This window comes from Rathayibacter sp. AY1A4 (assembly GCF_002930955.1).
GTDB lineage: Bacteria > Actinomycetota > Actinomycetes > Actinomycetales > Microbacteriaceae > Rathayibacter.
Genome location: NZ_PSTN01000028.1, coordinates 17,025 through 38,307 on the forward strand (window position 1 = coordinate 17,025; position 21,283 = coordinate 38,307).

Sequence of the window (21,283 nt, forward strand, 5' to 3'; positions counted from 1 at the left end):
CGGGGCGCCCTCCTCAGAAGACCTTCCCCGGGTTCATGATCCCCAGCGGGTCGAACACGGCCTTGATCCCGCGCTGGAGCGCCAGCGAGTCCTCGCCCAGCTCCTCCGCCAGCCAGCGCCGCTTGAGCAGTCCCACGCCGTGCTCGCCCGTGAGCGTGCCGCCGAGGGCCAGGGCCGTGCGGAAGAGCTCCGCGGCGGCGCCCCAGACGTCCTCCCCCACGGGTCCGTCCCCCGCGGGCAGCACGAAGTTCGGATGGAGGTTCCCGTCCCCCGCGTGGGCGACGGTGGGGATGCTGAGCCCCGTCCGCTCCTCGATGCCGCGGATCGCCGCGAACATCGCCGGCAGCGCGGAGCGGGGCACGCAGACGTCCTCGATCAGCACCCGGCCCTCCGCCTCGAGCGCCGGGTGGAAGGCCCGGCGGACGGCCAGCAGAGCCTCGCCCTCGGCCGGGTCCTCGGTCGCCTCGGCGGCGCCCCCGGAGGCGGTCACGATCTCGAGGACGCGCTGCGACTCCTCCGCCGCTCCTCCGCCGTCCGTCTGGACGAGGAGGTAGGCGGCACCGCGGTCCAGGGCCGCTCCGGTGTAGCGCGAGATCGCGGCGAGCGCCGCCTCGTCCATCAGCTCCATCACCGCGGGACGGAGCCGCGCGGCGGTGATCGCAGCGGAGGCGGCGGCCGCGGCGACGACGCTCGGGAAGTACGCGCCGACCGTGACCACGCGCCCGGTCGGGATCGGGCGGAGCTTCACGGTGGCCTCCACGATGACGCCCAGCGTCCCCTCGGAGCCGGTCAGGAGCGCGGTGAGGTCGTACCCGGTGACTCCCTTCACGCTGCGGCGGCCGGTGCGGAGCAGGCGTCCGTCGGGGAGGACGACCGTCAACCCGAGCACCGCCTCGCGGGTCACGCCGTACTTGGCGCACAGCAGCCCCCCGGCGTTCGTCGCGATGTTGCCGCCGATGCTCGAGATCGCGCGGCTCGCGGGGTCGGGCGAGAAGACGAGGCCGTGCGGAGCGACGGCGTCCGACAGCGCCTGATTGATGACCCCGGGCTCGACCACCGCCAGCTCGTCCTCGAGCGACACCTCGAGGATGCGGTCCATGGCGGCGGTCGAGAGGACGAGCGCTCCCTCGCTCGCCACTCCCCCGGCAGCGAGGCCCGTTCCCGCTCCGCGCGGCACGACCGGGAGCCGGTGCTCCGTCGCTATGCGCAGCGCCGCCTGCACGTCCTCGACCGAGCGGGCAGCGACGAGCGCGAGCGCGCGACCCGGTGCGGAGAAGCCCGACTTGTCGGTGTGCACGGCCTCGAACCCGGGGCCCTCGGTCAGGACCGCGTCGCCGAGCGCATCGCGCAGCTGTCGGAGGATCTCGTCGTCGTGCATGGTTCACTCCGTGCGGTCGCGGGCGGGTCCTGCCGATCCTTCCACGGGCGCGGGGCAGGATGGCGGGATGACCGGAGAGACGCGATGGCCGCGGTGACGAGCGCGGGGATCCTGCTGCACCGCGAGGGCCCCTCCGGCACCGAGGTGTTCCTCGGGCGGATGGGCGGCCCCTTCTGGACCCGGCGCCCCCGCGCGTGGACGATCCCGAAGGGCGTGCACACGGGCGACGAGACGCCGCTGGACGCCGCGCGCCGAGAATTCGAGGAGGAGACCGGCGCTCCTCCGCCCGACGGGGAACTGACCCTCCTCGGCGCGTTCCGGCAGAGCGCGGCCAAGACCGTCACCGTCTTCGCCGGGCGCGGACTCGCGGACACCGCCTTCGTCGCGAGCAACACCTTCGAGCTGGAGTGGCCGCGGGGCTCCGGCGTGCTGCGCAGCTTCCCCGAGCTGGAGGACGCCCGGTGGCACCCGCTCGACGAGGCCCGCTCGCTGGTGGTGGCCGGGCAGGTCGCCGCCCTCGACGCGCTGGCCGAGCTGCTGGCGGATCCGGACGGCGGGGACCGGGCCGGCACCGCCCCCTAGTCGGCGGTCGCGTAGACCCGCAGGCCCAGCGGCACGATCCGCACCACGGCCTCGTCGAATCCGTCGCGGGAGCCGTCGAAGCGCTCGGTCTCGCCGTCGTGCGCCCACTCGGGGTCGTCCCCCGCGGGCCGGCGCGCGCCGACGGTGATCTCCGGCGTCGAGAACGACTCCACCACCGGTGCCCGCCAGCCGGGCACACGGCCGACCACCGGGGTCGCCGTACGGCCGAGCAGGAGCGAGAACGCTCCCCGGGTGCGCGGAGTCCGTCCTGAGTGCAGGATGCGCACGTCGAGGTGGCCGTCGTCGAGCCGACGCCGGGCGAGCGGGGCGGCCGTGCGCGGGTGCTCCTGGTTCACCCCGACGAAGTACGACCAGACGAGCTGCGTGCGCCCGTCGCGCCGGAGCTCGAACGGATCGGTGCGCCGCACGACCGAGAGGGCCGCGATCACGGCGGCGAGCGGCTTCCCGATCCGCTTCTCGCGCTTCTCGCGGGCCGCGACGAACTCCGGGTAGACGCCGATCGAGACCGTGTTGAGCACCGTGACCGGGTCTCCCCCGTCCGCGACGACCTCGGCCACGTCGACATCGCGGCGCTCGCCGATCGTCGCCGCGTCGAGCGCGTCATGGACGGTGAGCAGCCCCAGCGCCTTCGCGAAGTGGTTCATGGTCCCGCCCGGCAGCACGAGCAGCGTCATCCCCTCGGCGCGGGCGAGAGCGGCACCGACCGACATGGTCCCGTCCCCGCCGTAGATCCCGAGCACCCGGGGCGGAGAGTCCCCCGAGCGCGCCTCGCGCACCACGTCGGCGAGGTCCTCCCCCTCGGTCAGCCGGTGCACGCGCGCCTTCGGGAACCGGGCTCGGACCAGCGGCTCGGGATCGGGGCGGTGCGAGTCCCGGCCCGCGCCGGGGTTGAGGACCACGAGGAGGGCGGCGCCGTCCCCCAGCGGGCTGCGGTCGACGGGGGGCCGGGTCGCGCGCTCCGAGACGGGCACGTGGCGCGGCTCGGCCGGCAGGACGGCTCGGCCGAAGACCGCGACCGCCGCGCCGAGCGCCGCGCCGCCGAGGACGTCCGAGAGCCAGTGGACGCCGACGTGCAGGCGGGAGAAGGCCACGGCGGCGGCGAGCGGGGCGACCGCCGCCCCCACTCGGGGCGACTCGAGCGCGACCCCGGCGGCGAAGGCAGCGGCGCTCGCCGCGTGCCCCGAGGGGAAGGACGCCGACGTCGGCACCGTCGCCAGGCGCCGGCCGACCGGGACGTCGACGAGGAGCGGCCGGTCGCCGCCGAACACGCGCTTGCCGACCAGGTTCGCGAGCGCGCTGGCCGCGGCGAGCGAGGCGGTCCCCCGCAGAGCCTCGCGGGGACGGCCCGCCAGGAGCAGCAGAACGCCGACGCCGGCCCAGAGGACTCCGTGGTCCGCGGCCCGGGAGAGCCCCACGAGCGCCCCGTCGACGACGGTCGACGGGCGACGGGCGTTCAGCCGCCGGGCCGCACGAGCGTCCGCCCGGCGCACGACGCGCGGGACAGTGACGAGTCGGCGGAGCAGGACGGACGGGGGTCGGGTTCCGCGGAGGGCCATGCGCTCAGCGTAGGAGGAGGCGCCTCCGCGGTCCCTGGACCGGTCGACGGCGCGCTACACCTCGCCGAAGCCCGACTCGACCAGATCGCCGAGCCGGCCGACCGCCTCCTGGGCCTGCGGCCCCGACGCCGAGAGGACGACCTCGTCCCCGCGGTCGAGCCCCAGCGACATCACGCCGAGCAGGCTGGTGGCGTCCTTGCCGTTCGCGTCGATCCGGGCGTCGAAGGTGGCGGCGAGCGTCACGAAATCGGCCGCGGGACGGGCGTGCAGGCCGTTCGGGTTGATGAGGCGGACGCGGCGCTGCACGCGCTCGTCACCGGGCGGAGCCTCCTCGGCGGGAGCAGCGAGCGCCTCGCCCCGGGCCGACTCCGCGGCGGCGAGCACCTCGTCCAGCGACGCCCCCGTGCCCGCGGCGACGGCGGCCGCGACCGCCCCCTCCACCAGTGGGGCGTCGGCGATCCGGACCCGGGCGCGCGCGTCGTCGTCGAGGAACTCGACCGCGGTCTCCGCCGTCATGATCGCCGAGCCGAGGTCGCAGAGGACGACGACCCCCTCGCCGGAGTCCGCTTCCGCCAGGGCCGCCGTGATGCGGTCGAAGCTGGTGCCGATGCCGCCGTCGTCCGTCCCGCCCGCGGCGACCAGCGCGACCGAGGCCGCCATCTGCTCCGCGAGCTCGACCAGCCCCTCCGCCAGCTGCGCGCTGTGCGAGACCAGGACCAGCCCGACGCTCACGCCGCCGCCTCGGCTGCTGCGCGGAGCAGGAGAACGGTCGACACGCTGCCGGGATCACGGTGCCCGATGGCGCGCTCGCCGAGGTAGCTGGCGCGTCCCTTGCGGGCGACCAGCGGGTCCGTCGACTCCGCTCCCCTCTGCGCCGCCTCCGCCGCCGCGGCGAGGACGTCGGCCGGAGCCGCTCCCTCCTCGGCGGCGGCCGCGGCCGCGTCGACCGCCGGCGTCCACGCGTCCACCATCGTCTTGTCGCCCACCTCGGCCTTGCCGCGGAGCACGATGCCGTCCCTCGCCGCGGCCAGGAGAGCTGCGACGTCTGCGCCCTCGAGCGTGTCCTCGCCCGCGACCGCGGCGGAGGCCTTCAGGAACGCCGTGCCGAACAGCGGGCCCGAGGCGCCGCCGACGGTGGAGATGAGCGTCGTCGCGACCAGCTTGAGCACGTCCGCCGGGAGCCCCTGCTCCGGCGCCCCGTCCAGCTTCGCGACCACGGCCTGGAAGCCGCGGTCCATGTTCTCGCCGTGGTCCCCGTCGCCGATCGCCCGGTCGAGCGTGATCAGCTCGACCCGGTGCTCCGCGATCGACTCGGCGGCGCGGCGGATCCACGCCGTCGCCCACGCCGCGTCGAGCCCGGCTCCCTGTGCGTCCTGCATGGTCGTCTCCTCCTCGTGGGCCGCTCCTGCGGCTGTCGTTCCGGTCATGGTGTGCGCGCGGGCGCTCAGCGTCCCCACCGCAGCGCCGCGGTCTGCACCGGGGAGTCCCACAGCTCGGTCAGGGCGTCGTCGAGCTTGAGGACGGTGAGCGAGAAGCCCTGCATCTCGAGCGACGTCGTGTAGTTGCCGACGAGGCTGCGTGCGACGGTGATCCCCTTCTCGGCCAGCGCCTCGGCTGCGCGGCGGTAGGCGAGGTACAGCTCGATCTGCGGCGTGCCGCCCATGCCGTTCACCAGGAGCAGCACCTCGTCCCCGGAGGAGAACGGCAGGTCCTCCAGGATCGGGCCGAGGATCCGGTCGACGATGCGGTCGGCCGGCTCCAGCGCGATCTTCTCCCGGCCGGGCTCGCCGTGGATGCCGATGCCGATCTCGATCTCGTCCTCGCCCAGCTCGAAGCTCGGCTCGCCCGCGTGCGGGACGATGCACGGCGTGAGGGCGACGCCCATCGAGCGCACGTTCGCGATCACCGTCTCGGCGATCGTCGCGACCTCGTCGAGGGAGTCGCCCCGCTCGGCCGCCGCGCCCGCGATCCGCTCGACCAGCACGGTGCCGGCCACGCCGCGGCGGCCCGCGGTGTAGAGCGAGTCCTTCACCGCGACGTCGTCATCGACGATCACGCTGCGCACCTCGATCCCCTCGGCGCCGGCGAGGTCGGCCGCGGTCTCGAAGTTCAGGACGTCGCCCGTGTAGTTCTTCACGATGTGCAGCACACCCGCACCGCCGTCGACGGCCTGCGTGGCCGCGACGATCGGGTCGGGCGTGGGCGAGGTGAAGACGGGACCGGGGACGGCGGCGTCCAGCATCCCGAATCCGACGAAGCCCGCGTGCAGCGGCTCGTGCCCGCTGCCGCCTCCGCTGACGATGCCCACCTTGCCCGAGCGGGGCGCGTCGGCCCGCACCACGAACAGGGGATCCGACACCACCCGGACCAGGTCGGCGTGGGCCAGGCCGAAGCCGGCCACCGACTCCGTGACGACGTTCTTCGGGTCGTTGATGAGCTTCTTCATCGAGGTCTCCTCCAGGATCGGGCCACCACTCGGGCGACCCGTGACCTGCGGGCGATCCGGCGCGTGGTGGATCGCCGCCCGCACCGTCGCGGACAGCAGCCCCACGTTACGCCCTGCGCTCGCGCCTACGGCAGCGGGACGACGGCGCGCTGCGTCTCGCGGACCCACTCCTCGAGCTTGGCCGTGGCGGCCCCGGAGTCGACGGCCTCCGCCGCGCGGTCCATCGACGTCCGCAGGCGCTCCAGGACGGGCGTGCGCACCAGGTCCGGGTCGCGCGCCAGGTCGAACGCCGCGAGGCCCGCGGCCGCGTTCAGAAGGACGATGTCGCGGACGGGGCCGCCGTCTCCCGCGAGCACCGAGCGCACCACGCTCGCGTTGTAGGCGGCGTCGCGGCCGCGCAGCTCGTCGATCCGCGCGCGGGGCAGGCCCAGGTCGCGCGGGTCGAGGTCGTGCTCGACCACGGAGCCGCGCGACACCTCCCAGATGTGGCTGTGACCCGTGGTGGTGAGCTCGTCGAGGCCGTCGTCCCCGCGGAACACCAGAGCCGTCGCCCCGCGCGTCCGGAACACGCCGACGACCAGCGGCACCCGGTCGAGGTGCGCCACTCCGACCGCCGACGCCTCGGGACGCGCCGGATTGCAGAGCGGGCCGAGGAAGTTGAACACCGTCGGCACGCCCAGCTCGGCGCGCACCGGACCGGCGTGCCGGAAGCCGGGGTGGAAGAGGGACGCGAAGACGAAGGCGATCCCCGTCCGCCGGAACACCTCGGCCACCCGCTCGGGGGAGAGGGAGAGGTCGACCCCGAGTGCCGCGAGCACGTCGGAGGAGCCGGAGGAGGAGGACGCGGCCTTGTTCCCGTGCTTCACGACGGGCGTGCCGGCGGCGGCCGCGATGATCGACGCGGTGGAGGAGATGTTGACGGTCCCGAAGCGGTCCCCGCCCGTCCCGACGATGTCCAGGGCCATCGGGTCCACGTCCAGCGGCACCGCGTGGTCGAGGATCGCGTCGCGGAAGCCGACGATCTCGTCGACGGTCTCGCCCTTCGCCCGGAGGGCCACCAGCAGTCCGGCGAGCTGCGCCGGAGTCGCCGCGCCCTCCATCACCTGCTCCATGGCCCACGTCGCCTCGGAGACGCTCAGATCGGAGGACTCGAGGAGTGCGCTGAGAACGTGCGGCCAGGACAGGGTTTCCGACATGGCTCCCAGATTATGCGACGAGGATCGCCTCCCGGCTAGTGCGACTTCCCTCCCCTGCCATCGGCCATAATGGTCTGTGTGACGAGCACCTCTCTCTCCCCCACGGCCACCGCGCCCGTAGTGAACCGACCCAACCCGGTCGCGGTCGGAACGATCGTCTGGCTGGGCAGCGAGGTCATGTTCTTCGCGGGCCTCTTCGCGATCTACTTCACCCTGCGCAGCACCTCTCCCGAGCTCTGGGGCGCCGAGACCCAGATCCTCAACGTCCCCTACGCGGGCGTGAACACGGTGATCCTCGTGGCCTCGTCGTTCAGCTGCCAGTTCGGCGTGTTCGCCGCCGAGCGGCTGCAGCCGCGTGCGACGGGCCTCAGCCCGTTCAAGTGGGGCATGGTCGAGTGGTTCTTCCTCACCTACGCCCTGGGCGCGGTCTTCGTCTCCGGCCAGGTGCTCGAGTACGCGACCCTCGTCTCCGAGGGCGTCACGCTCTCCAGCAACGCCTACGGCTCCGCCTTCTACCTGACGACCGGCTTCCACGCCCTGCACGTCACCGGCGGCCTCATCGCGTTCCTCCTCGTCATCGGCCGCGGCTTCGCGGTCAAGAACTTCGGCCACAAGGAGGCGACGAGCGCCATCGTCGTCTCGTACTACTGGCACTTCGTCGATGTCGTCTGGGTCGGCCTGTTCGCCGTCATCTACTTCCTCAAGTGACGCGCCCGCCGATGCCCCACTCCACTCCCGACCCCCGCAGGAAGGACGCCTCGATGGCCTCCCCGAAGACGAAGAGCCGAGCCAAGAAGGGTCGCCGCCACCCGCTCGCCACCCTGGCCCTGATCGCCATCGGCCTCGGGCTCACCGGCGGGACCTACGCCGCGGTCGGCGTCGCGACGTCCGCCTCCGCGGAGACGTCGTCCACCAGCCAGCAGACGATCGACGAGGGCTCGAAGCTCTTCGCCGCGAACTGCGCCACCTGCCACGGCCTCGACGCCGCGGGCACCGACAACGCTCCCTCCCTCATCGGAGTGGGCGCGGCGTCGGTCGACTTCCAGGTCGGCACCGGCCGCATGCCGATGCAGATGCACGGCCCCCAGGCGCTCGAGAAGCCGGTGCAGTTCACCGACGAGCAGGTCGGCGAGCTCGCCGCCTACGTCGCGTCGCTGGCCCCCGGCCCCGCGATTCCCGAGGGCGAGGTCCTCGACGGACAGGGCGACGCGGCGAACGGCGCCGAGCTGTTCCGCATCAACTGCGCCATGTGCCACAACGTCGCCGGAGCCGGCGGCGCGCTCACCGAGGGCAAGTTCGCTCCCCCGCTGGGCGGCGTGACCGAGGCGCACATCTACGAGGCGATGGTCACCGGCCCGCAGAACATGCCGGTCTTCAACGACCTGAACATCTCGCCCGAGGACAAGCGCGACATCATCTCGTACCTCAAGTACATCGAGGCCAACCCGTCCCCGGGCGGATTCGCGCTCGGCTCCCTCGGGCCGGTCGCGGAGGGCCTGTTCCTCTGGATCTTCGGCCTCGGCGCGATCGTGGCCCTGACGGTGTGGATCACCGCCCGATCCAACTAGACGACTGCAGCGCCCTGACGGGCGCGACTGACCCACGGCACCGACTGGTGCCGACACGGCGTGAAAAGGAGAACCATGGCAGAGCACGATGAGGGTGGCACGGACCTCGCCACCTCGTCGGCCACCGGGCACGGAACGGCTCCGGCCGGCACCGCGGTCGTGACGCGGGACCGCGTCCAGGACCCGGGCCTCCCGCCGCACCGCCCCCGGATGACCGACCTCGACCCCAAGGTCGAGAAGCGTGCCGAGCGCACGGTGTACACGCTCTTCTACCTCTCCTTCGCGGGCTCGATCTTCGCGGTCGCCGCCTACATGGCGTTCCCGATCACCGAGGACGTCGCGTCGGTCCGGCTGAACACGCTGTTCATCGGCCTGGGCATGTCCCTCGCGCTCCTGGGCATCGGCATCGCCGCCGTCCACTGGGGCAAGCAGCTGATGTCGGACCACGAGGGCATCGACATCCGCCACCCCGTCCGCAGCGCGGAGCCCACCCGCGCCCGTGCGCTCGAGATCTTCGACCAGTCCGACAAGGAGTCCGGCTTCGGCCGCCGCTCCCTCGTCCGGAACAGCCTGATCGCCTCCCTCGTCGTGTTCCCCCTGCCCGCCGTGATCCTGTTCCGGGGCCTCGGCCCGCAGGACCAGAACCCCGTCGCCCTCCTCAAGACCACCCTGTGGGAAGAGGGCACGAGGCTCACCCTGGACCCGTCGGGAGCGCCGATCCTCGCATCGGACGTCACCCTCGGATCCGCCTTCCACGTCATCCCCGAGGGTCTCAACGACGCCGAGGGCAAGCTGGAGGAGAAGGCCAAGGCCGCCGTCCTCCTGATGCGCCTGAAGCCGGAGGACCTCATCGTCAGTGAGGGTCGCGAGACCTGGAACTACGACGGAATCGTCGCCTACTCCAAGATCTGCACGCACGTCGGCTGCCCTGTGGCGCTGTACGAGCAGCAGACCCACCACCTGCTGTGCCCGTGCCACCAGTCGCAATTCGACATCACGCGCGAGGCCGCCGTCATCTTCGGCCCGGCGAAGCGTCCGCTTCCGCAGCTCCCCATCACCGTCGACGCCGAGGGTTACCTGGTCGCCAGAAGCGACTTCACGGAGCCCGTCGGACCGTCCTTCTGGGAGCGATGACTCACATGTCCACCACCACCCCCTCACGCCCCTCCAGCTCCCCCGCGGAGCCCGAGGACGGCGTCATCCTCGGATCCGGCAAGTTCCAGAAGGGGTACGTCGGAGCGGCGTCGAACTACATCGACGAGCGCACGAGCATCTCCGCGGTCGTCAAGGAGTTCGGTCGCAAGATCTTCCCCGACCACTGGTCCTTCCTCCTCGGCGAGGTCGCGCTCTACAGCTTCGTCATCATCCTGCTGTCGGGCACCTTCCTCACCTTCTTCTTCCAGGCCTCGATGGTCGAGACGCACTACGAGGGCAGCTACCTGCCCCTCAAGGGCATCGAGATGTCGGCGGCGATGTCGTCCTCGCTCGACATCTCCTTCGACATCCGCGGCGGCCTGCTGATGCGGCAGATCCACCACTGGGCGGCACTGCTGTTCGTGGCCTCGATCGGCCTGCACATGCTGCGCATCTTCTTCACCGGTGCGTTCCGCAAGCCCCGCGAGCTCAACTGGGTCATCGGCTTCGTCCTCTTCATCCTCGCGATGGCCGAGGGCTTCACCGGCTACTCGCTCCCCGACGACCTGCTCTCGGGCAACGGCCTCCGCATCATCGACGGCATGGTCAAGGGCATCCCGATCGTCGGCACCTGGATCTCGTTCCTGCTCTTCGGCGGCGAGTTCCCGGGCACCGACATCGTCGGCCGCCTCTACACGCTGCACATCCTGCTGCTGCCGGCGCTGGTGCTCGCGTTCATCGCCCTCCACCTCGTGTTCGTGGTCGTCCACAAGCACACCCAGTTCCCCGGTGCGGGCAAGACCGAGCAGAACGTCGTCGGCTACCCGGTGCTGCCGGTCTACGCCGCGAAGGCCGGTGGATTCTTCTTCATCGTCTTCGGCGTCGTCGTCCTCATCGCCTCGCTGTTCACGATCAACCCGATCTGGAACTACGGCCCGTACGACCCCTCGCCCGTCTCCGCGGGAACCCAGCCCGACTGGTACATCGGGTTCGCCGACGGCGCCCTGCGCCTCGTCCCGCCGGGACTTGAGTGGGCCATCCCGGGCATCGGAACCCTGTCGTTCAACATCCTGATCCCGCTCGTCGGTCTCGGACTGTTCATCGCCGTGGTCATGCTCTACCCGTTCCTCGAGGCGTGGATCACCGGTGACAAGCGCGAGCACCACCTGCTCGACCGCCCGCGCAACGCCGCGACCCGCACCGCGATCGGCGCCGCTGGAGTCAGCTTCTACGCCGTCCTCTGGGCCGCCGCCTCATCCGACCTCATCGCGACGCACTTCCACCTCACGATGGAGGGCGTGATCCACAGCCTGCAGTTCCTGCTCATCGCGGGTCCGTTCATCGCGTACTTCATAACCAAGCGCATCTGCCTGGCGCTGCAGAAGAAGGACCGCGAGATCGCGCTGCACGGCTTCGAGTCGGGCCGCATTGTCCGCCTCCCCGGCGGCGAATTCATCGAGGTGCACCAGCAGCTCGACGAGTACGAGCGCTGGAAGCTCGTCGGTCAGGACGAGTACGAGCCCCTGATGATCCGTCCGGACTCGCGTGGCCGCATCACCGCCCCGCAGCGCGTCCGCGCCGGCCTCTCCCGCTGGTTCTTCGAGGACCGGATCACCCCCGTCACCCAGAAGGAGCTCGAGAGCTCGCACAGCGAGCACTGATCCTCCCCCCGAAGGGCCCGGACGTTCATTCGTCCGGGCCCTTCGTCGTTCCTGCAGCGGGGCGGCGCCTGACTCCTGGAGCGGTGGAGGTCGGCGGTGGACCGGGAGCCGGTGAGACCGGATCACAGCGCCTCGACGGCGACAAGCCGGCAGGAAGGTGGGGCGATACTCCGGACCTCGAGACCTCCGCTCCTTGGATCACGAGACGCCGTCTCACCGCCGAGCTGGAGACGTCCGCCCCCGTCCGATCATGGAGTGATCCAGCCCCTCTGCATGCTCGCAGTGTGGTCGTCCGGTGAGGTACTCGGTTCCCGTACACGTCGAGACGCTCCGGATCAGTTCGAGGGCACCCGTCCCCAGCAGGCCTATCAGGACTGCCCTCCCCCCACTCACGGTCGAACCCTCTGTGATCGGCGACGGCGACGCTCGCCGGTGCGACAGAGGAGGCGACCTCCGGACATCGACGACCGTCGCTGCAGCGGCGTCTCAGGCTCCCTGTCGTCGCGCCGACCGGCACACAACCCGTTAGCAGTACCGAGGAGCTCCACGAGCTGCAGGGGCGCGCGCGGTTCCGTCGGGGTGCAGGCTCCACTGGGTTCAGAACGGTGTGCAGAGGTCCGCAGGGCGGCGCAGGCGCCAGAACAGGCGCAGCAGCCCCAGTACAGCCGCAGGCGCAGCAGTATCCGCAATCCGTAGCGCGCCACCGCCGTCGGCACGCCCACAGCCGCACAGGAGAGCCGCCACAGGCGTAGCCCGCTTACCCGCGACCAGAGCAGGAGCCGTCGCAGCGCAGACCCGTAGGGGTGATGACGCAGGCCGACGCTCCTGCTCGGCGCCGCCCGCTGCACTGCCCTGCGAGCTTCCACGTCGCGGGCCGTCGGGATGTGCCCAGACGAGTTCCTCCGCGCAGGACGCCTCGGTGTCCCGCCAGCAGGACACCGCGAGAGATCCAGCTCACCTCGTCATCCCTCACTGAGCGATCCCGGCCCTCACCGGGAGGCCCCGGCCCTCACCGGGAGGTCCCGGCTCTCACGGGGAGGCTCGATCCGCCACCGATCGGCGAATGACGCCCCTGCACGCAGCCGAACGGCCGAGCCGACCGGGCCCCGACCGCGCATCGCTTCCTCCTGGATAGGCGAAAAGGCCGGGTGCACGGAGCCGAAGCCCTCGTGCACCCGGCCCTCGGCCGTGCGATGCGCCCTATCGGGCGAAGTACCCGCGGTAGTACTCGTACACCCAGCCGGCGATGGCGACCAGGAAGAGTCCGACGGCGATGTAGGTGATCCAGAACCCCACGGCCAGGCCGAGGAATCCGAGGGCCGCGGAACCGCCCAGGATCAGCGGCCACCAGCTCCACGGGCTGAAGAAGCCCAGCTCGGGGTCTCCGTCATCGATGTCCGCATCGAGGCGGTCCTCGGGGAGCTCGGCACCCTGCGCCTTGTGGACGCGGCCGACGTAGAACGCGATGAACGCGCCCAGCACGGCCGAGAGGCCGATGCCGACGGTGCCGACCCACTCCACCTGGCCCGTGTCGAGCAGCGACCACACGATGTACGTGATGTCGGCGAGGAGGAAGAAGCCCGCGAGGAGCCAGAAGAGATTGACGTTGGCGCGCATGGCCCTACTTCACCGTGCCTTCGGACTTGTCGTACGTGGGGGCGTCCGGAGCGTCCTTCGCCGGACCGATTCCGACGGGGATGCCGGCCTCGGGGTGGTTGAGGTCGAACGCCGGGGCCTCGCTGCGGATGCGCGGGATCGAGGTGAAGTTGTGGCGGGGCGGCGGGCACGAGGTGGCCCACTCGAGCGACCGGGAGAAGCCCCACGGGTCGTTCACCGTCACCTTGGGCGCCTTGCGGGCCGTGATGTACACGTTCAGGAAGAACGGGATCAGCGACACCGCGAGGATCATCGCTCCGACCGTCGACACCTGGTTCATCCAGGTGAAGCCGTCCTCGGGCAGGTAGCTGGCGTAGCGGCGCGGCATGCCGACGACGCCCAGCCAGTGCTGGATGAGGAAGGTGGTGTGGAAGCCGATGAACAGCAGCCAGAAGTGCCACTTGCCCAGTGTCTCGTTCAGCATCTTGCCGGTCCACTTGGGCCACCAGAAGTAGAAGCCCGAGAACATCGCGAAGACGACGGTTCCGAACACGACGTAGTGGAAGTGCGCCACCACGAAGTACGAGTCCGAGACGTGGAAGTCGAGCGGGGGCGACGCGAGGATCACGCCGGTGAGTCCACCGAAGGTGAAGGTGATCAGGAAGCCGATCGCCCAGATCATCGGGGTCTCGAAGGTCACCGATCCGCGCCACATGGTGCCGACCCAGTTGAAGATCTTCACGCCGGTCGGAACCGCGATGAGCATGGTCATCAGCGAGAAGAACGGCAGCAGGACCGATCCGGTGACGTACATGTGGTGCGCCCACACCGTCACGGAGAGAGCGGCGATCGCGATGGTCGCGTAGATCAGCGTCTTGTAGCCGAAGATCGGCTTGCGGCTGAAGACCGGGAAGACCTCGGACACGATGCCGAAGAACGGCAGCGCGATGATGTACACCTCGGGGTGGCCGAAGAACCAGAACAGGTGCTGCCAGAGCAGGACGCCGCCGTTGGCCGCATCGTAGATGTGTGCGTCGAACACGCGGTCGGCGCCGAGGGCGAACATCGCGGCGGCGAGCACCGGGAACGCGAGCAGCACGAGGATCGACGTCACCAGGATGTTCCAGGTGAAGATCGGCATGCGGAACATCGTCATGCCGGGAGCGCGCATCGTGATGATCGTCGTGATGAAGTTCACCGCGCCGAGGATCGTGCCGAAGCCCGAGAGGGCGAGGCCGAAGACCCAGAGATTGCCGCCGAGCCCTGGTGAGAACGTCGTGCTCGACAGTGGCGCGTAGGCGAACCAGCCGAAGGACGCCGCACCCTGCGGGGTGACGAATCCGGCGACCGCGATGAGCGAGCCGAAGCTGTAGAGCCAGTACGCGAAGGCGTTGAGGCGGGGGAACGCGACGTCGGGGGCGCCGATCTGCAGCGGCATCAGGACGTTGGCGAACCCGGCGAAGAGCGGCGTCGCGAACATCAGCAGCATGATCGTGCCGTGCATCGTGAACAGCTGGTTGTACTGCTCGCGCGTCTCGACCACGTTCAGGCCGGGCTCGAACAGCTGGGCGCGGATGACGAGTGCCATCACGCCGGCGATGCAGAAGTAGATGAACGACGTGATCAGGTACATGTACCCGATGACCTTGTGGTCGGTCGACGTCATCCAGCGGACGAGGACGTTCGCCTTGCGCTGGACCGGCGGAGTGCCGGCGGTGCGCGTCGGGCGGGGTGCCGTGGCGGTGCTCATGCTCCCTTACTCCTCGTTCTCGCGGGCCGGCGCGCCGGTTCCGGGAAGGTTCGAATTGCGGTTGTACTCGGCGCCGAGCTGACCGGTCTGGCCCGCGTCGCGCAGCGACTGGATGTAGTCGTCGTACTCGCCCTGCGAGACGACCTTGACGTTGAAGAGCATCGCGGAGTGGTACTCGCCGCAGAGCTCGGCGCACTTGCCCGCGTAGGTCCCCTCCTTGAGCGGCGTGACGTACATGTAGTTCGTCTTGCCGGGGATCATGTCCTTCTTGTAGAGGAAGTCGACGACCCAGAAGGAGTGGATCACGTCGCGCGCGTCGAGCTGGATCTTGATCTTCTGTCCGACGGGCAGGTAGAGCGTGGGGATCTCGGACTCGACGAGCGAGCCGGCCGCGTCCCCGCCCTCCTGGTACTGGCCCTGGATGCCGGCGGAGTAGACGTCCTCGTCGACGTAGTTGAAGTCCCACGCCCACTGCTTGCCGTACACCTGGATGGTCTCGTCCGGGTCGTCGTAGGGCTGCTCGATGGCCGCCTGGTCGCGCGCGGTGAAGGCGAAGAAGCCGATCACGAGGATCAGCGGCACGATCGTGTAGAAGATCTCGATCGGCATGTTGTAGCGCAACTGGACCGGCAGGCCGGTCTGCCCCTTGCGACGGCGGTAGACGACCACCGCCCAGATGGTGAGACCCCACGTGACGACGCCGACGGCGAGCAGGACGATCCAGGAGGTGACCCAGAGTCCGATGACGCGGTCGACGTGGTTCGTCGTGCCGGGTTCGGTGGGGAGCCAGCCCTGGAGCTGCTCTTGCGTGCAGCCCGCGAGGACGAGGGCGAGGGCTCCTGCGACGGGGGCAGCGACCCATCTGCGGATTCGGCGATTGAAGCGCACCGGTGACCTTTCGGAAGACTGGGGACCAGTTCACACGAAACTGTATTAGACCGGCTCCAGCCTACCCTTCCGCTCCGGCGGCCCGGTGCACGACGACCCGCTCTTGACGTCCCGGCCGAGTGGTGCAGTCATGACGAACGGCGCCCGACGGGCCACCGGGGTGGACTGTCGGACGCCGTTCGGAGGCGCTGCGGCCCGGGGCCGCGCGGCGTCAGTGGAAGCTGTCGCCGCAGGCGCAGCTGCCGCCCGCGTTGGGGTTGTCGATGGTGAAGCCCTGCTTCTGGATGGTGTCCTCGAAGTCGATCGAGGCGCCGTCGAGGTAGGGGACGCTCATCTTGTCGACGACGAGGCCGACGCCCTCGAACTCCACCGCGGCGTCGCCGTCGAGGGTGCGCTCGTCGAAGTAGAGCTGGTAGATGAGGCCGGAGCAGCCCCCGGGCTGCACGGCGACGCGCAGGCGCAGGTCGTCGCGGCCCTCCTGCTCGAGCAGGCTCTTGACCTTGGCGGCGGCGGTCGGGGTCATCGAGACGCCGTGGGCCGCGCTGGGCGGGGTGGCGAGGGGGGTCGCCGTCTGGTCGGTCAGTGTGTCTGACATGTCACTCCTCAGGGGACGGGCGGAACGGTCGTCGTGCCTTCCGGGATTCTACGGCTGCAACCCGGGCGGTCACCCGGGTATTCCACGACCGGTGGTCAGTCGCGGTGAGCGGCGGCGCGGAGCAGGAACAGCGCCTCGGTCTGCGCGGCGCGCTTGAAGACGCCCAGGTGCAGCGACTCGTTGGGGCTGTGCGCGCGCGAGTCGGGGTCCTCGACACCGGTGACGAGGATCTGAGCCTCGGGGAACTCGCGCACGAGGTCGGCGATGAACGGGATGCTCCCGCCGATCCCGGTCTCGAGGGGCTCGCGTCCCCACGCGTCCGCCATCGCGCCCTTCACCAGGTCCACGGCCCAGCCGGTCGCGTCGACCAGGAAGGGGCTGCCGGTGTCGACGTCCTCGATCGCGAGCTGAGCGCCGAACGGGGAGTTCGCCCGCAGGTGGCTCTCGATGGCGGCGAAGGCCTCCTCCGCGTCCTGGCCGGGGGCGATGCGGGCGCTGATCTTCACGCGCACGGACGGGACCAGGGTGTTGGAGGCGTCGACGACGCTGGGCGCATCGATCCCGGTGACCGTGACGGCCGGCTTCGACCACAGGCGCGAGAGGATCGCGCCGGTGCCGATCGGCGAGACCCCGTCGAGCAGCCCCGAGTCGCGGCGGAGGTCCTCCTCGGTCGTCTCGGGCACCGCTCCGTCGTGCTCGGTGAGGCCTGCGACGGCGACCGAGCCGTCCTCGTTCCAGAGCGTCGCGAGCAGGCGCACCGCCGCGAGCATCGCGTCCGGGACCGCTCCGCCGAGCATGCCCGAGTGCGAGGCGTGCGCGAGAGTGCTGACGGTGAGGGTGAAGGTGACGTTGCCGCGCAGTCCCACCGTCAGCGCGGGGGTGTCGACGTCCCAGTTGTCGCTGTCGGCGACGATGATCGCATCCGCGCGGAGGGCGTCGTGGTGCTCGCGGAGGAAGGTGGGGAACGAGCGCGACCCGAACTCCTCCTCCCCCTCGATGAAGAGGACGAGCCCGAGGTCGTGGTCCTCGCCCGCGACCTCGCGGAGTGCGCGCACCGCGGCGAGGTGGGACACGACTCCGGCCTTGTCGTCGGCGGCACCGCGCCCGTACAGGCGGTCGCCGCGCACGGTCGGCTCGAACGGAGGCGTCTCCCACGCCGACTCCGCGCCCTGCGGCTGCACGTCGTGGTGGGCGTAGAGGAGGACGGTCGGCGCTCCGTTGCGGGCGGCGCGGGTGGCCAGGACGGCCGGCTGGCCGAGCACGTCGGTGCCGTCGATCGTGGCGCTGTGGATCGCGACGTCGTCGAAGACGCCCGTCTCGCGCGCGAGCTCGGCGATGGCCTCGGCGCTGGCGGCCACGCGGGTGGCGTCGAAGCCGTCCCACGAGACGGACGGGATCCGCACGAGCTGCCCGAGCTGGGCGAGCGAGCGCGGCAGATCGTCGCGGACGGCGGCGAGGACGGCCTCCTCGTCGGAGGAGAGTGCGGGCGGAGTCGGAGCGTCGTGAGCCATGGAGGTAATCTTAAGAGACCCCCGATTCCAAGGACGTTCCCCGTGGCCAAGCACCCGATCGCAACCGACACGCCCGACGACGCCGGCTCCCCCGGCTCCGGGAAGGGCCGGCCGACGCCGACCCGGCGCGAGCAGGAGCTGGCCCGCAAGCGTCCGCTGGTCGTCACCGACCGCAAGCAGGCCGCCCGCGACGCCCGCGAGAAGGCCGCCGTGTCGCGCGAGCAGGCCCGCATCGGCCTGGCCGCCGGCGACCAGCGCTACCTGCCGCTGCGTGACAAGGGTCCCCAGCGCAAGTTCGTGCGCGACTGGGTCGACGCGCGCTTCAGCCTCGGCGAGTTCCTCATCCCGGTGATGGTCGTCGTCCTGCTGCTGAGCTTCTTCCCGCAGCCGGAGCTGCAGTACGCGACGCTGGTCATCCTCTGGGTGTTCTTCCTCCTCGCGGTGATCGACTGCATCCTCCTCGGCATGCGGATGCGCCGGAAGCTCGCCGAGCGCTACGGCGCCGACAAGGTCGAGAAGGGCATCCGCTGGTACGCCGCGATGCGCGCCCTCCAGCTGCGCGTCATGCGCCTGCCGAAGCCCCAGGTCAAGCGCCGCGCCTTCCCCGAGTAGTCGGACGGCGGACCACGAAGGGCCCCTGCGGTCGCGCCTCGCGCGGCTCCGGGGGCCCTTCGTGGTGCACGGCGGGTCAGGAGGCGCGGGCCAGTCCCCGGTTGATGTCCCGAGCCCACAGGGGCCCGCGGTAGATGAAGGCGGTGTAGCCCTGGACGAGGGTGGCGCCCGCGTCGAGGCGCTCGCGCACGTCCTCGGCCGTCTCGACTCCTCCGACAGAGATCACGCAGAAGGCCGCGGGGACGACGCCGCGGATCACGCGGAGCACCTCGAGCGAGCGCGCGGCCAGCGGGGCACCGGAGAGGCCGCCGGCGCCGGCCGCCTCGACCACGGCGCGGTCGGTCGAGAGGCCCTCCCGGGAGAGTGTCGTGTTGGTCGCGATGATCCCGTCCAGACCCAGGCGGACGGCGAGCTCGGCGACCCGGCCGACCTCGTCGTCGGAGAGGTCCGGGGCGATCTTGACCAGCAGGGGCGTCGTGTCGGCGGCGTCCTTGACGGCCGCGAGGAGCGGCTCGAGGCGGTCGATCTCCTGCAGGCCGCGGAGCCCGGGGGTGTTCGGCGAGCTGACGTTCACGACGAGGTAGTCGGCGAGCGGCGCGAGAAGGCGCGTGCTGATCAGATAGTCCTCGATCGCGTCGTCCACCTCGACCACCCGGCTCTTGCCGATGTTGACGCCGATCACGGGGCGGCGGCGCGCGCTGCGCAGCCGGATCAGCCGCAGCGCCGCGGCCTCGGCCCCGTGGTTGTTGAAGCCCATCCGGTTGACGACGGCGCGGTCCGCGATCAGCCGGAAGAGGCGCGGCCGGTCGTTGCCCGGCTGCGCCCGCGCGGTCAGGGTCCCGACCTCGACGTGCCCGAAGCCGAGCGCACCGAAGCCCAGGACCGCGGTGGCGTCCTTGTCGAAGCCGGCCGCGACGCCGAACGGGGTCTCGAAGCGGAGCCCGAGCGTCTCGACCGCGGGCGTTCCGCGCGGGACGGTGGTCCGGCGCACGACCGGAGCGAGGGCTCCGAGGGCCCGGATCACCGGGAAGCTCAGGTGGTGCGCCCGCTCCGGGTCGAGGCGGCGCAGGACGGTGCGGAACAGGAGCGGATACACCCGGGCCTCAGATCTCGTCGGCGCTGTGGGGCACGGAGGTGCGCTCGGCGCGGAGCAGGGTGATCGCCGACTCGAAGTCGTCCAGCGAGTCGAACGCCTGGTAGACGCTCGCGAAGCGAAGGTAGGCGACCTCGTCGAGCTCGCGCAGCGGCGGCAGGATGGCGAGGCCGATGTCGTTCGCGTCGATCTGCGACGCGCCCGTGGAGCGGATGCTCTCCTCCACCCGCTGCGCGAGCACGGCCAGATCGGTGTCGGTGACGGGCCGGCCCTGGCAGGCCTTCCGGACGCCGCTGACGATCTTCTCGCGGCTGAACGGCTCCACGACTCCGCTGCGCTTGATCACGACGAGGCTCGCGGTCTCGGTCGTCGAGAAGCGCCGGCCGCACGACGGGCACTGCCGGCGGCGGCGGATCGAGAGGCCGTCGTCGCTCGTGCGCGAGTCGATCACTCGGGAGTCGGGGTGCCGGCAGAAGGGGCAGAACATCGAGGGCCTCTCGGTCTCAGGCGAAGCGGGCGTCGACGGCGTCGCCGTGGGCGGGCAGCGCCTCGGCGTCGCTGAGAGCGCGGATGTGCGTGGCGACGCGCTCGAGCGCACCGCGGTCGTACGAGATCAGCTGCTGCGGCCGGAGGAAGGTGTAGGCGCCGAGCCCGGAGGAGAAGCGCGCCTGCCCGAGGGTCGGGAGCACGTGGTTGGAGCCGGCGAGGTAGTCGCCCAGGCTCACCGGGGTGGTCGGGCCGAGGAAGATCGCGCCGGCGTCGTGGATCCGCTCGGCCGTCGCGACGGGGTCGGCCGTGTGCAGCTCGAGGTGCTCGGGGCCGTAGGCGTCACTGAACGCGCAGGCGAGCTCGAGGTCGTCGACGATCACGAGCGCGGACTGCGGGCCGTCGAGTGCGATGGCCACGCGCTCCGCGTGGTGGGTGGCGGCGGCCTGGACGGCGACCTCGCGCTCGACTGCGGCGGCGAGCTCGGCGCTGTCGGTGACCAGGACCGCGGAGGCGGCCTCGTCGTGCTCGGCCTGGCTGACCAGGTCGGCGGCGACCAGGCGCGGGTCGGCGGAGTCGTCGGCGATCACGAGGATCTCGGTCGGGCCCGCCTCGGAGTCGATGCCGACCTGGCCGAGCACCTGGCGCTTCGCGGTGGTGACCCAGACGTTGCCCGGCCCGGTGATGATGCTGACGGGGTCCAGCCCGATCGAGTCGACGCCGTAGGCCAGTGCGGCGACGGCTCCGGCGCCTCCGACCGCGTAGACCTCGTCGATGCCGAGCAGAGCGGCCGCCGCGAGGATCGTGGGGTGGACGGAGCCGCCGAACGCCTTCTGCGGCGGCGAGACCAGGGCGATGGAGGCGACTCCGGCGGCCTGCGCGGGCACGGCGTTCATGACGACGCTCGACGGGTAGACCGCCTTGCCGCCGGGGACGTACAGCCCGGCGCGGGCGACGGGCTGCCAGCGCTGGGTGACCGTGGCGCCGTCGTCGAGCTCGGTGGTGCGGGGCGGGGGGATCTGCGCGGCGCTGGCGCGGCGGACGCGCGCGATCGCCTCCTCGAGTGCGCTGCGGATGGCCGGGTCGAGGCGGTCGAGCGCCTCGGCGATCTGCTCGGCGCGGTCGGCTGGGGAGGGTGGCCGGGTCGGTGAGAGCGTCGTGCGTCCGGCTACGGCGATCCGCTCGCACGCGGATCGCCGGTTCGCGGTGT

General features: G+C 71.4%; 20 protein-coding genes. 6 read left to right on the plus strand and 14 right to left on the minus strand.

The features are described from left to right. Positions 1-13: 13 nt before the first annotated feature. On the minus strand, positions 14-1,378 hold the full coding sequence (locus C5B92_RS14395; RefSeq protein WP_104274263.1) for an FAD-binding oxidoreductase: 1,365 nt from the start codon (positions 1,376-1,378) through the stop codon (positions 14-16). 84 nt (positions 1,379-1,462) lie between these two features. Between C5B92_RS14395 and C5B92_RS14400 the strand changes: the two genes are divergently transcribed. Further along, the gene (locus C5B92_RS14400; protein ID WP_104225352.1) at positions 1,463-1,960 is read left to right on the plus strand and encodes an NUDIX domain-containing protein; all 498 of its coding nucleotides are present in this window, start codon (positions 1,463-1,465) and stop codon (positions 1,958-1,960) included. Here the strand turns inward: C5B92_RS14400 and C5B92_RS14405 are convergent. From C5B92_RS14405 to trpD, 5 genes are all read right to left on the minus strand, one after another. After that, positions 1,957-3,537, minus strand: coding sequence for a bifunctional phosphatase PAP2/diacylglycerol kinase family protein (locus C5B92_RS14405; protein WP_104274264.1), 1,581 nt, complete (start codon positions 3,535-3,537; stop codon positions 1,957-1,959). The two genes, C5B92_RS14400 and C5B92_RS14405, sit on opposite strands and share 4 nt — an antisense overlap. Before the next feature lie 54 nt (positions 3,538-3,591). Further along, positions 3,592-4,269, minus strand: a complete 678-nt coding sequence (gene dhaM / locus C5B92_RS14410; RefSeq protein ID WP_104256172.1) for a dihydroxyacetone kinase phosphoryl donor subunit DhaM — start codon at positions 4,267-4,269, stop codon at positions 3,592-3,594. After that, complete coding sequence (gene dhaL, locus C5B92_RS14415) at positions 4,266-4,916, minus strand: dihydroxyacetone kinase subunit DhaL (RefSeq protein WP_104274265.1); 651 nt, start codon at positions 4,914-4,916, stop codon at positions 4,266-4,268. Before dhaL ends, dhaM begins: the two co-directional genes overlap by 4 nt. Before the next feature lie 65 nt (positions 4,917-4,981). Continuing rightward, a complete protein-coding gene (gene dhaK, locus C5B92_RS14420) occupies positions 4,982-5,983 on the minus strand; it encodes a dihydroxyacetone kinase subunit DhaK (RefSeq protein ID WP_104224645.1) in 1,002 nt (333 codons plus the stop codon). Between the two features lie 125 nt (positions 5,984-6,108). After that, positions 6,109-7,179, minus strand: coding sequence for an anthranilate phosphoribosyltransferase (gene trpD, locus C5B92_RS14425; RefSeq protein ID WP_104225357.1), 1,071 nt, complete (start codon positions 7,177-7,179; stop codon positions 6,109-6,111). Positions 7,180-7,248: 69 nt separating this feature from the next. Between trpD and C5B92_RS14430 the strand changes: the two genes are divergently transcribed. The 4 genes from C5B92_RS14430 to C5B92_RS14445 all read left to right on the plus strand — a co-directional run bounded on the left by C5B92_RS14430 (position 7,249) and on the right by C5B92_RS14445 (position 11,542). Continuing rightward, positions 7,249-7,887 (plus strand): heme-copper oxidase subunit III, encoded by a 639-nt coding sequence (locus tag C5B92_RS14430; RefSeq protein WP_104224647.1) that lies wholly within the window; start codon positions 7,249-7,251, stop codon positions 7,885-7,887. A 53-nt stretch (positions 7,888-7,940) separates the two neighbouring features. Beyond that, positions 7,941-8,747, plus strand: a complete 807-nt coding sequence (locus C5B92_RS14435; protein ID WP_104224648.1) for a c-type cytochrome — start codon at positions 7,941-7,943, stop codon at positions 8,745-8,747. A gap of 75 nt (positions 8,748-8,822) precedes the next feature. Further along, on the plus strand, positions 8,823-9,881 hold the full coding sequence (locus C5B92_RS14440; protein WP_104225358.1) for a ubiquinol-cytochrome c reductase iron-sulfur subunit: 1,059 nt from the start codon (positions 8,823-8,825) through the stop codon (positions 9,879-9,881). 5 nt (positions 9,882-9,886) lie between these two features. Further along, on the plus strand, positions 9,887-11,542 hold the full coding sequence (locus C5B92_RS14445) for a ubiquinol-cytochrome c reductase cytochrome b subunit (protein ID WP_104224650.1): 1,656 nt from the start codon (positions 9,887-9,889) through the stop codon (positions 11,540-11,542). A 1,200-nt stretch (positions 11,543-12,742) separates the two neighbouring features. Here the strand turns inward: C5B92_RS14445 and C5B92_RS14450 are convergent. The 5 genes from C5B92_RS14450 to C5B92_RS14470 form a co-directional block, all read right to left on the minus strand. Beyond that, the gene (locus C5B92_RS14450) at positions 12,743-13,159 is read right to left on the minus strand and encodes a cytochrome c oxidase subunit 4 (RefSeq protein WP_104224651.1); all 417 of its coding nucleotides are present in this window, start codon (positions 13,157-13,159) and stop codon (positions 12,743-12,745) included. A gap of 4 nt (positions 13,160-13,163) precedes the next feature. After that, complete coding sequence (gene ctaD / locus C5B92_RS14455; protein WP_104224652.1) at positions 13,164-14,888, minus strand: cytochrome c oxidase subunit I; 1,725 nt, start codon at positions 14,886-14,888, stop codon at positions 13,164-13,166. Positions 14,889-14,894: 6 nt separating this feature from the next. After that, complete coding sequence (gene coxB / locus C5B92_RS14460) at positions 14,895-15,776, minus strand: cytochrome c oxidase subunit II (RefSeq protein ID WP_104224653.1); 882 nt, start codon at positions 15,774-15,776, stop codon at positions 14,895-14,897. A 211-nt stretch (positions 15,777-15,987) separates the two neighbouring features. Then, complete coding sequence (erpA, locus tag C5B92_RS14465) at positions 15,988-16,371, minus strand: iron-sulfur cluster insertion protein ErpA (protein WP_104224654.1); 384 nt, start codon at positions 16,369-16,371, stop codon at positions 15,988-15,990. Between the two features lie 95 nt (positions 16,372-16,466). Then, positions 16,467-17,882, minus strand: coding sequence for a dipeptidase (locus tag C5B92_RS14470; protein WP_104246756.1), 1,416 nt, complete (start codon positions 17,880-17,882; stop codon positions 16,467-16,469). A gap of 42 nt (positions 17,883-17,924) precedes the next feature. On the opposite strand from C5B92_RS14470, the gene C5B92_RS14475 reads away from it, so the two are divergent. After that, a complete protein-coding gene (locus tag C5B92_RS14475; RefSeq protein WP_181027102.1) occupies positions 17,925-18,494 on the plus strand; it encodes a DUF3043 domain-containing protein in 570 nt (189 codons plus the stop codon). 76 nt (positions 18,495-18,570) lie between these two features. Here C5B92_RS14475 and C5B92_RS14480 read toward each other — a convergent pair whose 3' ends face one another. From C5B92_RS14480 to hisD, 3 genes are all read right to left on the minus strand, one after another. Beyond that, complete coding sequence (locus tag C5B92_RS14480) at positions 18,571-19,590, minus strand: quinone-dependent dihydroorotate dehydrogenase (RefSeq protein WP_104350524.1); 1,020 nt, start codon at positions 19,588-19,590, stop codon at positions 18,571-18,573. A 7-nt stretch (positions 19,591-19,597) separates the two neighbouring features. Further along, positions 19,598-20,074 (minus strand): transcriptional regulator NrdR, encoded by a 477-nt coding sequence (gene nrdR, locus C5B92_RS14485; protein WP_104224657.1) that lies wholly within the window; start codon positions 20,072-20,074, stop codon positions 19,598-19,600. A gap of 16 nt (positions 20,075-20,090) precedes the next feature. After that, positions 20,091-21,283, minus strand: a 1,193-nt coding sequence (hisD, locus tag C5B92_RS14490) for a histidinol dehydrogenase (protein WP_104350525.1), incomplete at its 5' end; no start/stop codon positions are given.